11 protein-coding genes are annotated in these 14,913 nt (G+C 65.1%); 5 read left to right on the forward strand and 6 right to left on the reverse strand.

The window, feature by feature from the left end; genetic code table 11:
- Window positions 1-83 precede the first annotated feature (83 nt).
- Window positions 84-2,573, forward strand: coding sequence for a DNA gyrase/topoisomerase IV subunit A (locus BLS91_RS07985; protein ID WP_092340180.1), 2,490 nt, complete (start codon window positions 84-86; stop codon window positions 2,571-2,573).
- A 94-nt stretch (window positions 2,574-2,667) separates the two neighbouring features.
- Here BLS91_RS07985 and BLS91_RS07990 read toward each other — a convergent pair whose 3' ends face one another.
- Window positions 2,668-4,746, reverse strand: coding sequence for a DNA gyrase/topoisomerase IV subunit B (locus tag BLS91_RS07990; RefSeq protein ID WP_241983139.1), 2,079 nt, complete (start codon window positions 4,744-4,746; stop codon window positions 2,668-2,670).
- A 186-nt stretch (window positions 4,747-4,932) separates the two neighbouring features.
- Between BLS91_RS07990 and BLS91_RS07995 the strand changes: the two genes are divergently transcribed.
- Window positions 4,933-5,169 carry a DUF7455 domain-containing protein gene (locus tag BLS91_RS07995; protein WP_092340182.1) on the forward strand — a complete coding sequence of 79 codons (237 nt, stop codon included), beginning with the start codon at window positions 4,933-4,935 and terminating at the stop codon, window positions 5,167-5,169.
- Window positions 5,170-5,288: 119 nt separating this feature from the next.
- Here BLS91_RS07995 and BLS91_RS08000 read toward each other — a convergent pair whose 3' ends face one another.
- The 5 genes from BLS91_RS08000 to BLS91_RS08020 form a co-directional block, all read right to left on the reverse strand.
- On the reverse strand, window positions 5,289-6,050 hold the full coding sequence (locus BLS91_RS08000; RefSeq protein WP_092340183.1) for a type 1 glutamine amidotransferase: 762 nt from the start codon (window positions 6,048-6,050) through the stop codon (window positions 5,289-5,291).
- A complete protein-coding gene (locus BLS91_RS08005; RefSeq protein WP_134505311.1) occupies window positions 6,047-7,324 on the reverse strand; it encodes a MurT ligase domain-containing protein in 1,278 nt (425 codons plus the stop codon). The genes BLS91_RS08000 and BLS91_RS08005 overlap by 4 nt, the downstream gene beginning before the upstream one ends.
- Before the next feature lie 43 nt (window positions 7,325-7,367).
- Entirely contained in the window at window positions 7,368-8,657 is a 1,290-nt protein-coding gene (locus BLS91_RS08010; RefSeq protein ID WP_092340185.1) for an RNA polymerase sigma factor, read from the reverse strand.
- Between the two features lie 202 nt (window positions 8,658-8,859).
- Complete coding sequence (locus BLS91_RS08015) at window positions 8,860-10,188, reverse strand: MFS transporter (protein ID WP_092340186.1); 1,329 nt, start codon at window positions 10,186-10,188, stop codon at window positions 8,860-8,862.
- 65 nt (window positions 10,189-10,253) lie between these two features.
- The gene (locus BLS91_RS08020; protein ID WP_092340187.1) at window positions 10,254-11,177 is read right to left on the reverse strand and encodes a proteasome assembly chaperone family protein; all 924 of its coding nucleotides are present in this window, start codon (window positions 11,175-11,177) and stop codon (window positions 10,254-10,256) included.
- 103 nt (window positions 11,178-11,280) lie between these two features.
- On the opposite strand from BLS91_RS08020, the gene BLS91_RS08025 reads away from it, so the two are divergent.
- The 3 genes from BLS91_RS08025 to BLS91_RS08035 all read left to right on the forward strand — a co-directional run.
- Window positions 11,281-12,774 (forward strand): leucyl aminopeptidase, encoded by a 1,494-nt coding sequence (locus BLS91_RS08025; RefSeq protein ID WP_092340188.1) that lies wholly within the window; start codon window positions 11,281-11,283, stop codon window positions 12,772-12,774.
- Between the two features lie 100 nt (window positions 12,775-12,874).
- The gene (gene lpdA / locus BLS91_RS08030; protein ID WP_092340189.1) at window positions 12,875-14,248 is read left to right on the forward strand and encodes a dihydrolipoyl dehydrogenase; all 1,374 of its coding nucleotides are present in this window, start codon (window positions 12,875-12,877) and stop codon (window positions 14,246-14,248) included.
- Window positions 14,249-14,310: 62 nt separating this feature from the next.
- A partial coding sequence (locus tag BLS91_RS08035) for a biotin/lipoyl-containing protein (RefSeq protein ID WP_338061552.1) occupies window positions 14,311-14,913 on the forward strand: 603 nt, incomplete at its 3' end.

Here is a 14,913-nt window from a genome sequence, read left to right on the forward strand (position 1 = left end):
AGCGCTCCCGAGAGCGCTCCCTACGCAGTGCAGCGGTGACCGTTCGATCGGTTGCCGTGGCACGCTTGAAGCAGAATTTTTCAATGAGCCGCTCAGACAGCACCGCACCAGCCGCCAGCACAGCCAGCACCGAGCGCATCGAAGACGTCGATGTATCGGTGGAGATGCAGGGGTCGTTCCTCGAGTACGCCTATTCGGTGATCTACTCCCGGGCTCTGCCCGACGCCCGCGACGGTCTCAAACCGGTGCAGCGTCGCATCCTGTATCAGATGAGCGAAATGGGATTGCGCCCCGACAAGGGCCACGTGAAGAGCGCCCGGGTTGTGGGCGAGGTGATGGGGAAGCTGCATCCGCACGGCGATACCGCGATCTACGACGCCCTGGTGCGCATGGCCCAGTCGTTCTCCCTGCGGGTTCCGCTCATCGACGGGCACGGCAACTTCGGCTCGCTCGACGATGGGCCGGCCGCGCCCCGCTACACCGAAGCCCGCCTAGCCGCGCCCGCTCTCGCAATGACCGAAAACCTCGACGAAGACGTCGTCGACTTCGTGCCGAACTACGACAACCAGCTCACCCAGCCCGACGTGCTGCCAGCTGCCTACCCCAACCTGCTCGTCAACGGCACGAGTGGCATCGCCGTCGGGATGGCCACCAACATGGCGCCGCACAACCTGATCGAGGTCGTCGGGGCCGCCCGGCACCTGCTCGCCCACCCGAACGCAACACTCGATGACGTCATGGAATTCGTGCCTGGGCCGGACCTGCCGACCGGCGGTACCATCGTGGGATTGGCCGGCATCAAGGACGCATACAGTACCGGCCGCGGCAGCTTCAAGACCCGCGCCCGCGTCTCGGTCGAGGCGATCAGCGCCCGAAAAACCGGGCTCGTCGTGACCGAACTCCCCTACCTGGTCGGCCCGGAAAAGGTGATCGAGAAGATCAAGGATGGTGTCAACTCCAAGAAGCTGAGCGGCATCTCGGACGTCACCGATCTCACCGACCGCACCAAGGGACTGCGTCTGGTCATCGGTATCAAGACCGGTTTCAGTCCCGATGCCGTGCTCGAGCAGCTCTACCGGTACACCCCACTGGAAGACTCGTTCAACATCAACGCTGTCGCCCTCGTCAATGGAGCCCCGCAGACTCTTGGGCTGCTCGAACTGCTGCACGTCTACGTCAACCACCGCATCGAGGTCGTCACCCGTCGCTCGGCCTATCGACTGGCCCGGCGCAAGGAACGCCTGCACCTCGTGCTTGGCCTGTTGGTGGCGATCCTTGACATCGACGAGGTGATCCAGGTGATTCGCGCGAGCGATGACACTGAGCAGGCCCGCGCAAAACTGATCGACGTGTTCGACCTCAGTCAGATTCAGGCCGAATACATTCTCGAACTGCGGCTGCGGCGCCTCACCAAATTCTCCCGCATCGAGCTCGAATCCGAACGTGACCAGTTGCTCGCTGAAATCGCGAAACTCGAGAAACTACTGTCCTCGAAAGCCGCGATCCGCACCCTGGTGTCAGAGGAACTGGGCGCGGTCGCCGAGAAGTTCGGCACGCCACGTCGCACAGTCCTGACCGAGGCCAAGCCGAGCATTGCCGGCCTGTCGGTGGCTGCCGCCAAACGCCAGGCGGCCGTGCTCGAGGTGCAGGACATCCCCACCCGCGTGTTTCTGAGCGTGACCGGGCGCATCGCCCGGGTCGATCTGGTCGCTGTCGACGATTCGCTGCCGCCGCGGATCCAGCCACCGCAGCGCCGCAGCAAACACGATGCCGTGCTCTCGACGCTCGACACAACCAGCCGCACCGAGGTGGGCGCGGTGACCAACCGGGGGCGGCTCATCCGCTTCTCCCCCGTCGACCTGCCTGTGATGCCGCCGACGTCCATTCAGCTCGCCGCCGGGGTGCGCATCAGCGAATATCTGCTACTCACCGACCAAAAGGAGCGAGTGCTCGCGATCGTCTCGCTGGACTCCGACCGGGCGATCGCGCTCGGCACGCGTCAGGGCGTCGTGAAGCGGGTCACTCCCGGCGACTGGGCCAACAAACCCTCCTGGGAGATCATCGCGCTCAAGCCGAAGGACGAGGTGGTCGGCGCGGTGCAGGGTGCAGAGGACGACGACCTCGTCTTCATCACGACGGATGCGCAACTGTTGCGCTTCACCGCCGCCGGTGTACGGCCGCAGGGCCGAGCAGCCGGCGGCATGGCCGGAATCAAGCTGACGACGGGGGAAACCGTCGTGTTCTTCACCAGCCTGTCAGCCGAGGACGTGGCGGCGGCCGTTGTGGCCACCGTGGCGTCAAGCAGTCAGACCCTCCCGGGCACCGACCCGGGGAGCGCGAAGCAGAGCGATTTCTCGGAGTATCCCGCCAAGGGTCGCGCCACCGGCGGTGTTCGCGCCCAGCGCTTCCTCAAGGGTGAGGACACCCTCGCCGTGGCCTGGGTCGGGCGAGCTCCGGCCCGGGCCGTCGGTCCGGACGGCACTCCCCGCACCCTGCCGGACTCCGGCTCCCGCCGGGACGCCTCCGGAGTCATGCTCGACGCGTCAATCGGAGCAATCGGCACCGAAATCTAAGCCCGCGCACCTCGTGGCACGCGTTGGAGAACGCGGCACTGGTTTGAACACGTGCCGGCTTCTCAAATACGTGCCACGAGGGCGCTGGGATGCCTCAGACGTCGATGCGATCGCGGGACAGCTTGTCGGAGCTGTCGATGATGAACTCCTTGCGCGGGGCGACGTCATTGCCCATAAGCAGCTCGAAAACCTTGCCGGCGGCTTCGGCGTCGTCGACACGCACGCGCCGCAGGGTGCGGTGGGCACGTTCCATCGTGGTGGTCGCGAGCTGGTCGGCATCCATTTCGCCGAGGCCCTTGTAGCGCTGGATCGGGTCCTGATAACGACGATTCTTCTTCTCGAGGGCGCTCAGCACCCCGTGCAGCTCGGTTTCGGAGTAGGTGTAGATGGTCTCGTTGGGCTTCGAGCCCGGGTTCATCACGACGACCCGGTGCAGCGGCGGCACGGCGGCGAAGACGCGGCCCTCGGTGATCATGGGGCGCATGTAGCGGAAGAACAGGGTGAGCAGCAGGGTACGAATGTGGGCACCGTCGACGTCGGCATCGCTCATGATGATGACTTTGCCGTAGCGCGCCGCTGACAGGTCGAAGCTGCGACCGGAGCCGGCCCCGATCACCTGGATGATCGACGCACACTCGGCGTTGGAGAGCATGTCGGCGACGGATGCCTTCTGCACGTTCAGAATCTTGCCGCGGATCGGCAATAGCGCCTGGTGCTCGCTGTCGCGGGCGAGCTTCGCCGTTCCGAGGGCCGAGTCCCCCTCCACGATAAACAGCTCGCTCGTGGACACGTCGTTACTGCGGCAGTCGACCAGCTTGGCCGGCAGCGACGAACTTTCCAGGGCGTTCTTGCGCCGCTGGGTTTCTTTATGGGCGCGGGCTGAGATGCGTGACTTCATCTCGGCGACGATCTTGTCGAGCAGCAGCGCTGACTGGGTCTTGTCATCGCGTTTCGGCGACGCATACCGCTCCGCCATGGCCTTCGCGACGACGTTGGCGACGATCGCCCGCACCGCCGGTGTGCCGAGCACCTCCTTGGTCTGGCCCTCGAACTGCGGCTCCGGCAGGCGCACCGTGAGCACGGCGGTAAGTCCGGCCATCACGTCGTCTTTGTCGACCTTGTCGCTGCCGACCTTGAGCCGGCGGGCGTTCAGTTCGACCTGGCCGCGCAGGAACTTCAGCAGTCCGGCGTCGAAACCGGCCTGGTGGGTGCCGCCCTTGGGAGTAGCGATGATATTGACGAAGCTCTGCACGATCGTGTCGTAGCCGGTGCCCCAGCGCAGGGCGATGTCCACCTGGCAGTCGCGCGTGAGCTCGGTCGGCACCATGGCGCCCTTGTCGGTGAGCACCGGCACGGTCTCAGTGAAAGTGCCGTTGCCGGTGAGCCGCCAGGTATCGGTGATCGGGGCATCCGTCGCGAGGTGTTCGACGAATTCGCTGATGCCGCCGTCGAACTGGAACAGGCTAGTGACGGGCTCCTCGGTGCGACGGTCGGCGACCTCGATCGCGAGGCCGGGAACGAGGAACGCGGTCTGGCGGGCTCGGTTCAACACCTCGTCGGTCTGGAACGCTGCACCCTTGGTAAAAATCTGCCGGTCAGCCCAGTAGCGGATGCGAGTGCCCGTGACGCCGCGCTTGACCTTGCCGATCACGCGCAGCTCGCTCTGGTTCTCGAACGGAGTGAACGGTGCGTCGGGGCTCTTCTCCCCCGAATCCGCGAACTGGCCAGGTTCACCGCGGTGGAACGACATGGCCCAGGTCTTGCCGTCGCGGTCGACCTCGACATCGAGACGTTCGGACAGCGCGTTGACAACGGAGGCCCCCACCCCGTGCAGACCACCCGACGCCGCATACGAACCGCTGCCGAACTTTCCGCCGGCGTGCAGTTTGGTGAAGACGACCTCGACACCGGTCAGGCCGGTCTTGGGTTCGATATCGACCGGGATTCCGCGGGCGGTGTCGCGCACCTCGACGCTCTGGTCGGGATGCAGCTCGATATTGATGCTGGCACCGTGCCCGCCCAGGGCCTCATCGACGGAGTTGTCGATGATCTCCCACAGGCAGTGCATCAGTCCACGCGAGTCGGTGGAACCGATATACATGCCGGGGCGTTTGCGCACTGCCTCGAGTCCCTCAAGGACTGACAGGTGGCGCGCGGAATAGTCAGAGCTCACAACAACCAAGAATACCGGCCCCGACCGGGAATCTTTCGCGCTATGGAGGCACGGCGCGGCAGGCAACCCCCCCCACGACACGTCTACGCGGTGAGCGAAATACCGGCCAATCATCTCGTCATTGGCCCTGCGGCGTGTTTACATTAGATAAGAGGGTTCATGTAATTCAGTCTGGAGGAGGAGAATATGTCCCAGATCGCCACCGAAAATGGTGCTGTAGACAACCAGGGCGCCCCCCACCAGCTCACCGCAGCCGACCGCTGCGACGCGTGCGGTGCCCAGGCTTACATCCGTGTCGTCGTGAAAAACAGTGAGCTGCTGTTCTGCGCGCACCACGGCCGCAAGCACCAGGAGAAGCTGGCAACCATTGCCGAAAGCTGGCATGACGAATCGAGCCGTCTGCTCGAAGACCAGCGCTCCTAGCGGGCTGGTAGGCACTCAAAACGGATGCCGCGCCGGCGGCTGGCTAAGGCCAGTTGCCGGCGCGGTCTTTTCGTCGCTGCGACTTTTCGGTCTCCGGAACCGCGCTCAGTCCGCAGCCCCTATTCGGCGTTCTGGCCCAGCCGCACGGCCACTTGGTTGCGGGCCGTCCGCGCGGTGTCATCGACGGACTCGGCCGTCGCGCCGCGCGCATATTCGAGATCGTGGCGGCTAAAGGCTGCCTGCAGCAGGTGGTCGGCGAGTGCGGGATTGCGAGCAAGAACGGGCCCGTGCAGGTGGGTGCAAAACACCTCACCCATGGTCAGTCCCTCAATCTGAGGTCCGCTCGCCGGAGCATCCGCGTTGCCGGTGCCGTACAGCACCCGGCCGAGCGGGCTGGCTTCAGCACCGACGTAGTCGCGGGCATGGTTTTCGAACCCGATTAGCCGCCCGTATTTTGAGGCGACGATGATGTCGTCGGTAGCGCGGGCGGCGCGTGGCACGGCGTGGCCGGCTACGAGGCCGAGTCCTTCCAGCACGCTGCCGTCGGGGAGGTCGCTTCCCCAGCTCAGCAGTTCCCACCCGGTGCCGACGGCCAGGATGGGCACGCCGGAATTGGACCAGAGGCGCAGTTCCTCCACCAGGGTACGAAGGTTGTCCCTGGCCGGCAGAAGTGCAGCATCCGTTCCCGAACCGATCGACACGGCATCCACGTGCTCGGGCAGGTCGGCCCGGGAATGCACATCGACCACCCGCGCGTCGTGGCCGCTCCACCGAACGCGCTGCGCGAGCACACGAGCATTGCCGGCATCACCGTTCGTGTTCAGAAGGCGCGGCAGCAGCGAGACGACCGTGAACGGGCGGTCCAGCGAAGTGGCAGTCATACCGGCTCCTCAGAGTTGGAGACGAGGCCGAGGTGCGCGCGGGTGCGCCGCATTCCGTCGGCGGAGAAGATGATGGTTTTCACCCCGGAGACGGGATCGGGCAGGGCTAGGAACGCGTCGAGAGCGGTCGGGACATCGGGCTCGATGCGGTCGACGGTGACGTCGTCGTAGGCCAGCTGCAGGGCGATGTCGTGCGCCTTGAGCCCGGAGGCGATGAGTACGTGGCCGAGCCCAGAGGTGTCCACCGGCCAGAAGTACGACGGGTCACGCACGTCGGAGCCGATGATCACCAGAATCTGCTCGGTTCCCGGTTCGAGACTGTCCACGTTGAGCTGAAAACTCGACGGGTTTTGCACGAGCACAAACTCAACGGTCTTGCCGCCAACGGTGACGACCTCGCCGCGTCCGAAAACGGCCGGCATGGCCGACAGCGCCGTGCAGGCGATCGCCGGATCAAAATGTACGCCCAGGGTCGACTGGGCCGTGCTCAGCGCGGTCAGCGCGTCGACGGCGTAGTGGATGCCGCGAGCCGGCAAGCGGATGCTGTGAACGCCCGTGGCAAACTGCACGTCGGCGTCCAGGCCGGCCACCCGGGTGAGCTGGAGCCCGGTTCCGTTCGGCAGGCGAATCGGTGCGGTGTCGGCGTAACCGAGTCCGCGTGGATACTGAGCGAGAACCTCGGCGGTTACACCGTAGCGGGCTACCGAAACGCCAGGTTCGAGATCGTGACCGAGATCGGCCAGGTAGCGGTCGTCAGCGTTGAGTACGACCGACTCCGTAGCCCGTGCAGCGATTTTCGCCAGCAGGGCGGCGACCATTTCGGAGTCGTGGAACCGGTCGATCTGGTCAACCATGACGTTGGTCAGGGCGACGACCCGCGGAGTCAGCGAGCCGGCGATGAACGCGCCGTGTCCCTCATCCATTTCAAGCACGGCAACGTCGCCGGCAATCGTGCCGGACAGGCTGACCTGTTCCAGAAGGGCGCTGGTCAGCCCCTGGCTGATGTTGGCCGTCGACTGGTTGGTGAATACGGACAGGCCGTGCGCGCGCAGAACGGCGACGAGCATCTTGGTCGTGGTTGATTTGCCACTGGACCCGGTCACGATTACCAGGCCGAGCGGAAACCCGTTCAGCGCCGCGGCCAAAAAGCCCGGGGCGATGCGGTTGACGACGACGCCGGGAATGGCCGAGCCACCGCCCGGTTTGCGCCAGCGCGCGAGCACACGAACGGCCCGACCGATGAGAATCGCGGGGGCGTACCGAAGGGAACTCACGAACCGCACAACGCAATCCGGGTGGGACCTGTCACTGTCACGTTTACTCGAGGTAGTCGCGCAGGGACTGCGACCGGGACGGGTGACGAAGCTTGGCCATCGTCTTGGACTCGATCTGGCGGATGCGCTCGCGCGTGACCCCGAAGGTGTCGCCGATCTGGTCGAGCGTTTTCGGCATGCCGTCACCGAGGCCGAAGCGCATGCGAATCACACCGGCTTCACGTTCGGACAGCGAGTCGAGCAGGCTCTCCAGCTGTTTCTGCAGCATGGTGAAACCCACGGCATCGGCGGGCACGACGGCTTCGGTGTCTTCGATGAGGTCACCGAATTCGCTGTCGCCGTCTTCACCGAGCGGGGTGTGCAGCGAAATGGGTTCGCGACCGTACTTCTGAACCTCGACGACCTTTTCGGGCGTCATGTCGAGTTCGCGGCTGAGCTCTTCAGGGGTGGGTTCGCGACCGAGGTCCTGCAGCATCTGGCGCTGCACACGGGCGAGCTTGTTGATGACCTCGACCATGTGCACCGGAATACGGATGGTGCGAGCCTGGTCGGCCATGGCCCGGGTGATGGCCTGGCGAATCCACCAGGTGGCGTAGGTGCTGAACTTGAAGCCCTTGGTGTAGTCGAATTTCTCGACCGCACGAATGAGGCCCAGGTTGCCCTCCTGGATCAGGTCGAGGAACTGCATTCCACGACCGGTGTAGCGCTTGGCGAGCGACACGACGAGCCGCAGGTTGGCACCGAGGAGGTGGCTCTTGGCTCGGGCGCCGTCCTTGGCAACCCACTGCAGCTCACGGCCGAGCGCGTTCTTCTTCTCGACATCCGTCATCTCCGACAGCTTGTCTTCGGCGAACAGGCCGGCTTCGATGCGCATCGCGAGTTCGACCTCTTCGGCCGCGTTCAGCAGGGCGACCTTACCGATCTGCTTGAGATAGTCCTTGACCGGGTCGGCCGTGGCGCCGGTGATGGCGCTGGAATAGACCGGGACCTCGTCGTCATCGTCGACCAGGGAGAGTACGAGGGCGCCGCTGGGGAGCGGCTCGGTCGATGCCGTGCGCTTGGTGCTGTCCTCGTCTGACTCGTCGTCATCGGCGTCCGTTCCACCGTCGACGTCGGCTTCGTCGTCTTTCTTGACGACCTTCGCCTTGGTCGCGCGCTTCTTCGGGGCCGGCTTCTCGGCGGCCAAACCGGCGGCCGCGGACTTCTTGGTCGCTGCGGCCTCGGCTGCTGCTGCCTTCGCGGCTGCAGCCTTGGTGACGGTCTTCTTGACCGGCGGTACTACCGGAGTCGTGACGGACTCGTCGGTCACCTCGGTCTTGACGGTGGTTGCCATTCGAACACCTCTCATGCGGAGTCGTACCTGCTTCTGTGCGACCGGTGACGGTGCCAGATGCGTTTTTGGGCAGAACTTGGACCCATGTCAAGTCCCGGGATGCTCACGCCGAAATGATTTCGGTGTGCCCCGGACCAGAACGGGTCCTGGAAATAATTATTGCACGGTTTGTCTGGACGACAAGCCACGACACGTACTACGATCATTCGTTACGCCGTTTCCAGGCGCGTGATAGTGCAACCCAGATAGGTGCGACTTCTATTCCCTCGTCGCGAGAGAGCTGGCGTCTGGTGCGCCGCCGGGCGTGCACGAGAAAACCGATGCCGATTCCGACGACCAGGTATTGCACCGTGAATGCCACCCGAAATGCGTCGAGCGCGTACAGGTCGCTCGCTGCTCCCCCGGCCACGCGCCATCCGTTCTGCAGGTCGAGCAGCAGCCCGATCAGGTACATCATGACGAAGCTCGCGGTGAAGCCACCGACGTTGACGACGCCGTTGGCCGAGCCCAGGCTGCGCTGCGGATTAAAAGTGCGCGCGAAGTCGAAGCCGATCAGCGAGCCCGGCCCGCCGATGCCGAGCACGACCAGCAGCAGCACAATGCTCCACAGCGGTGGAACGCCGGGCCAGAGCAGCACGATCGCCCACGCGATTCCGATGCCGGTCACGATACCAAGCACGATATTGCTGCGGCGCAGTGGGTAGCGTGCGGTCAGCAGGCCGAGGATCGGCCCGAACACGAGGCCGGCGCCGACCAACACGGTCAGCATTCCGGCGGCGAACGCCGGTTCGTAGCCGAGGCCGAAGACCATGAAGGGATAGCCCCAAAGCAGACTGAAGACGGTGCCGGACGACTGCGTCACGTAGTGCGACCAGAATCCGAGCTGGGTGCCCGGGCGCCGAAAACTGTGTCGCAGCTGGGTCAGCGCGATGCCAAGGCTGTTGGCACGCACGTGCTCGGTGACGTCTCTGGGTCGGTCCTGCACGAAAATGATGACCACGATCAGGGCGATTACGGCCACGGATGCCGCCGAGAGGAAGGCGGGTTTCCAGCCGCTGGTGTGGAGAAGCCAAGCCAGGGGCACCGCGGAGAGTACCTGGCCGAGTTGACCGATGTTGCCCATCCACTGGGACAGCAGAGGGACGATGCGACCGCTGAACCAGGAGCTGATCAGGCGGATCATCGAGATGAAGATGGTCGCGTCTCCGGCGCCGACCAGGATGCGGCCGATGACGGCGACCGAGATATCCGGTGCCAGCGCCAGTGTCACCTGGCCGGTGACCATGAGCGCCGTTCCGGTGATCATGAGCACTCGCGGGCCGTACCGATCGATCAACACCCCGACCGGAATTTGCGCGGCGGCGTAGACGACGAGCTGCACGACGGCCAGGCTCGAGAGGATGGCGGCCGAGCCGCCGAATTTCTCCGTGGCGGCTACCCCGGCGATTCCCATCGAGGTGCGCTGGAGTACGGCCGACAGGTACGCGAACGACCCGATGATAAAGATCAGGGTGGATCGACGCGAGTTCACTCGATCTAACCTATCGCGTTCCTGACCAGCCGGTCAGGCGTGGCGACCAGATACTTCCAGCTGCGTTAGCTGGCGGCACCGTCATCGCGGCTGCGCCGCAGGGCGAGGAAGTTCTCGAGTTCGGCGGCGATTTCATCGGCCGACGGCAGCTCGCCATCTTCGTCGGTGAGCGGCGACCGCAGCGGGCTTCCCTCCATGTAGGCGTCGTAGCGCTGCTCCAGTGTGCCCACCAGCTTGGCCAGCTCCGGGTTGTTCCGCACCTGGTCATCGATGCGTGCCACGAATTCTCGATTGGCTTCCCGCAGGCGATCGGTCGGAAAGATCAATCCGGTCGACGCGCTCGTGCTCTCTAGCGCGGTGAGGGCTGCGGCCGGAAATTCGGTGTCACCCAGGTAGTGCGGAATGAGCAGCACGTAGCCGACCGTGGAGGCGCCACGTTCCTGCAGGCGGAACTCCAGGAGGTGCAGAACGTTGGCCGCGACCTGCGTGTGCGGCCGCCAGACCGATCGGTTCTCGATGAGATCGGAACGGTTGCCGCTGACGGTGACACCGATCGGTCGGGTGTGCGGAACGGGCATGGGGATGGCGTGCACCCAGGTTGCCCCGGCGACCGTGAATCGGTCGACGAGCTGCAGCACGGCGGCAGTGAACTGTTCCCAGCGGAAGTCGGGTTCGAAACCGGTCAAGAACAGGAACGGCTGCCCGATCTCATCGCGGGCCAGGTACAGCTGCAACGTCGGCGGCTGATAGTTGGTGAGATGATCCTGGTCGAAGTAGATGATCGGGCGCCGGGCCCGATAGTCGAGCAGAGTGTCGGTGTCGAACGACGCGACGACGGTGTGATCCAGGGTGGTCAGCAGATAGTCGGTGAACTGGGCTACCGCACCACCGGCATCCGCGAAGCCAGTCAGGCCCATAATCAGGTGCAACCCCTGCGGGACGCCAGCGGCGTCGGCGGTGAGTTCGTAGAGCTCCTCGGGGTCTGACATTCCTTAACTCTAATCCGAGGGGCACATTTGTGCTGTGTTTTGGGGCTTTCACCATCGTGCCCAGAGCGAACAGCCTGGTAACGGCCCCGGATAGCATCGAGTTATGACTGTTCCCACCCTGTCCCTGTCCACCGAGTCCGCGCTGGGCTCCCCCGCCGACATTCTCATCCTCGCTGCGCTGCAAACGGATGATGGGGTGCAGCTAGTCGCGGACGTCACCCTCGGTGACGCCCTGATCGCGTCGGTGACGGCTCAGCTGCCGCTCCTGAACGCCACCGGAGCACGCGATGAGATCGTGCGTCTGGTGTCGAGTGCCGGCACTCCGCGCAGCATCGCCGTCGTCGGACTGGGGCGCGTGCTCAGCACCGCAGCCCTTCGCCACGCGGCCGGGTCTGCCGTTCGGCAGCTGACCGGCGCGACCTCGGTCGCCTTCGCCATTACCCTGGGCGACGCCGACCAGGTCGAGGCCGTGCTCGAGGGCGCCGCGCTCGGTGGCTACTCCTACACTGCCTACCGCCACAGCTCGCTGGCCGCCACCAAACTTCCGGCCCGAAACGTCGTGGTGCACACGACGACACCGGCGGCATCCGCTGTGGAGCGCGCCCAGGTCAGCGCCGAGGCCATGGCCCTGGTCAAGGACCTGGTGAACATGCCGCCGCTCGACCTGTACCCGGCAGCGCTGGCCGATCTGGCGATCGAGGCCGCCAGCGGACTGCAGCTCGAGGTGACGGTCTGGGACGAGCAGCAGCTCGCTGCCGACGGGTTCGGCGGCATCGCCGGGGTCGGAGCCGGCTCGACCCGCCCGCCGCGCCTGGTCAAACTCAGTTACACCCCGAGCGGGGCCGGCAAGCACCTCGCCCTGGTCGGCAAGGGCATCACATTCGACACCGGCGGACTCTCGCTCAAGCCGCCGGCATCCATGGTGGGCATGAAGTACGACATGACAGGTGCCGCCACTGTTCTGGCCGTGGTGGTCGCCGCGGCCCGGCTGCAGCTGCCGGTGCGAATCACCGCGTGGATGTGCATCGCCGAAAACATGCCGTCGGGCTCGGCTATCCGCCCCAACGACGTGCTGCGCATGCGCGGTGGCCGCACCGTCGAGGTGCTCAACACGGATGCCGAGGGCCGCCTGGTACTCGCCGACGGCCTCGTCGCGGCCGGCGAAGAACACCCGGACGCCATCATCGACGTCGCGACCCTGACCGGGGCCCAGGTCGTCGCGCTGGGCAACCGGTATTTCGGCGCCATGGGCGATGACGCTCTCGTTCAACACGTGCTCGCGGCCAGCGCTGCGGCCGGCGAGAACGCCTGGCCGATGCCGTTCCCGGAAGAATTGCGCGCCACCCTCAACTCGGACGTCGCTGACATCGCCAACGCGAAGATCGGCAGCTCGGCCGGCGGAATGCTGCTCGCCGGGGTCTTTTTGAAAGAATTCATCGGAACGGATGCGGCCGGCCAGACCATCCCGTGGGCTCACCTCGACATTGCCGGACCGGCCGAGAACTCCGGCACGGGCTGGGGATTCACCGCTGCCGGCCCGACCGGGGTGTCCGTTCGGGCGCTGATTCGACTGGCCGAGGACTTTTCACGCCCGTAGTACAGTCGTAGGGGCAAGAAAAAGCTTGTCAAACCACGCGGTCGAGCAGCATAATCTGTCGGCCGTCGTGACAAAGCGTAATGCGCGAGGGAGTAGCTGAGTGTCGGAACAGAATTTTGACATTGTCGTTCTCGGTGGCGGAAGCGGTGGATACGCAGCAGCGCTGCGTGCCGTGCAGCTGGGATTCACCGTTGGTCTGATCGAGAAGGGCAAACTCGGCGGCACCTGCCTGCACGTCGGTTGCATTCCGACCAAGGCCCTCCTGCACTCGGCTGAAGTTGCCGATTTCAGCCGTGAAGCCGCCAAATACGGCGTCAAGACCGCGTTCGAGGGCATCGATATCGCTGCTGTCACCGCGTTCCGCGAGGGCATCGTGGCCAGCAAGTACAAGGGATTGCAGGGCCTGGTAAAAGCTCGCGGAATCACCGTGATTGAGGGCGAAGGCCACCTGGTCTCCCCCACGACCGTTCAGGTCGGCGAAGACATGATCGTCGGCAAGAACGTCATTCTGGCTACCGGCTCCTACTCTCGCTCGCTGCCCGGGCTCGAGATCGGCGGCCGCGTCATCACGAGCGAAACCGCTCTCGCCCTGGACTACGTTCCCAAGAAGGTCGCCGTGCTCGGTGGCGGCGTCATCGGCGTCGAGTTCGCGAGCGTCTGGAAGTCTTTCGGCGCCGACGTCACGATCATCGAGGCTCTACCGCACCTCGTGCCCAACGAGGAAGAGTCCATCTCTAAGCAACTCGAGCGTGCGTTCCGCAAGCGCGGTATCGAGTATTCCCTCGGCATCCGCTTCCAGAGTGTCACGCAGTCCGATTCGGGCGTCGTGGTCACTCTCGAGAACGGTGCGACCGTTGAGGCCGACCTCCTGCTCGTGGCCGTCGGCCGCGGACCGGTCACCGCGGGCCTCGGCTTCGACGAAGTCGGCGTCACCATGGACCGCGGGTTCGTCATCACCGACGAGCGCCTCGCCACGAACATCCCCGGCGTGTACGCCGTTGGCGACATCGTTCCCGGCCTGCAGCTCGCCCACCGCGGCTTCCAGCAGGGCATCTTCGTCGCCGAAGAAATCGCCGGACTGAACCCGATCATCGTCGAAGACGTGAACATCCCCAAGGTCACCTACTGTGACCCCGAGGTTGCCTCCGTCGGCTACAGCGAAGCCAAGGCAGCCGACAAGTTCGGTGCCGACCAGATTTCCACCTACGAGTACAACCTCGGCGGAAACGGCAAGAGCTCGATTCTGGGAACTGCCGGTTCGGTCAAGTTGGTGCGCGTCAAGGATGGCCCCATCGTGGGCATCCACATGATCGGTGCTCGCGTCGGCGAGCTCATCGGCGAAGGCCAGCTCGTGGTGAACTGGGAAGCGTACCCGGAGGACATCGCTCCGTTCCTGCACGCGCACCCGACGCAGAGCGAAGCGATGGGTGAGGCCTTCCTGGCTCTTGCCGGCAAACCGCTTCACGCGATGTAGTCGGATTCCACAATTTTCATTGATTTTTCAGATAAGTAAACGGTTTTGAAGGAGACATACGCATGAGCGAATCCGTCAGCCTCCCGGCACTCGGAGAGAGTGTCACAGAGGGCACGGTCACCCGCTGGCTCAAGAACGTGGGCGACCGCGTGGAGGTCGACGAGCCGTTGCTCGAGGTATCGACCGACAAGGTGGACACGGAAATCCCGTCTCCGGTCGCCGGCATTATTGAAGCCATCCTGGTGCAGGAAGATGAGACCGTCGAGGTCGGCACCCCCCTGGTCACCATCGGCGACGGATCGGGCGCGGCCGCACCCGTCGCTGAGGCACCGGCTGCAGAAGCGCCGGTTGCTGAGGCGCCCGTTGCCGAGGCACCCGCGCCGGTTGCTGAGGCGCCCGTTGCCGAGGCACCCGCGCCGGTTGCTGAGGCGCCCGTTGCCGAGGCACCCGCGCCGGTTGCAGCACCCGAGCCCGTCGCGGCACCAGTTGCAGCACCCGCACCCGTCGCGGCACCAGTTGCAGCACCCGAGCCCGTTGCGGCACCGGTTGCAGCACCCGCACCCGCACCCGTCGCGGCACCAGTCGCTGCACCAGCGCCCGTTGCAGCAGAACCAGAACCGGTCGCTGCAGCCCCGGCAGCAGCACCCGCACCCGTCGCAGCCGCC

Source organism: Cryobacterium flavum (genome assembly GCF_900103805.1).
In the GTDB taxonomy this organism is placed as follows: Bacteria; Actinomycetota; Actinomycetes; order Actinomycetales; family Microbacteriaceae; genus Cryobacterium; species Cryobacterium flavum.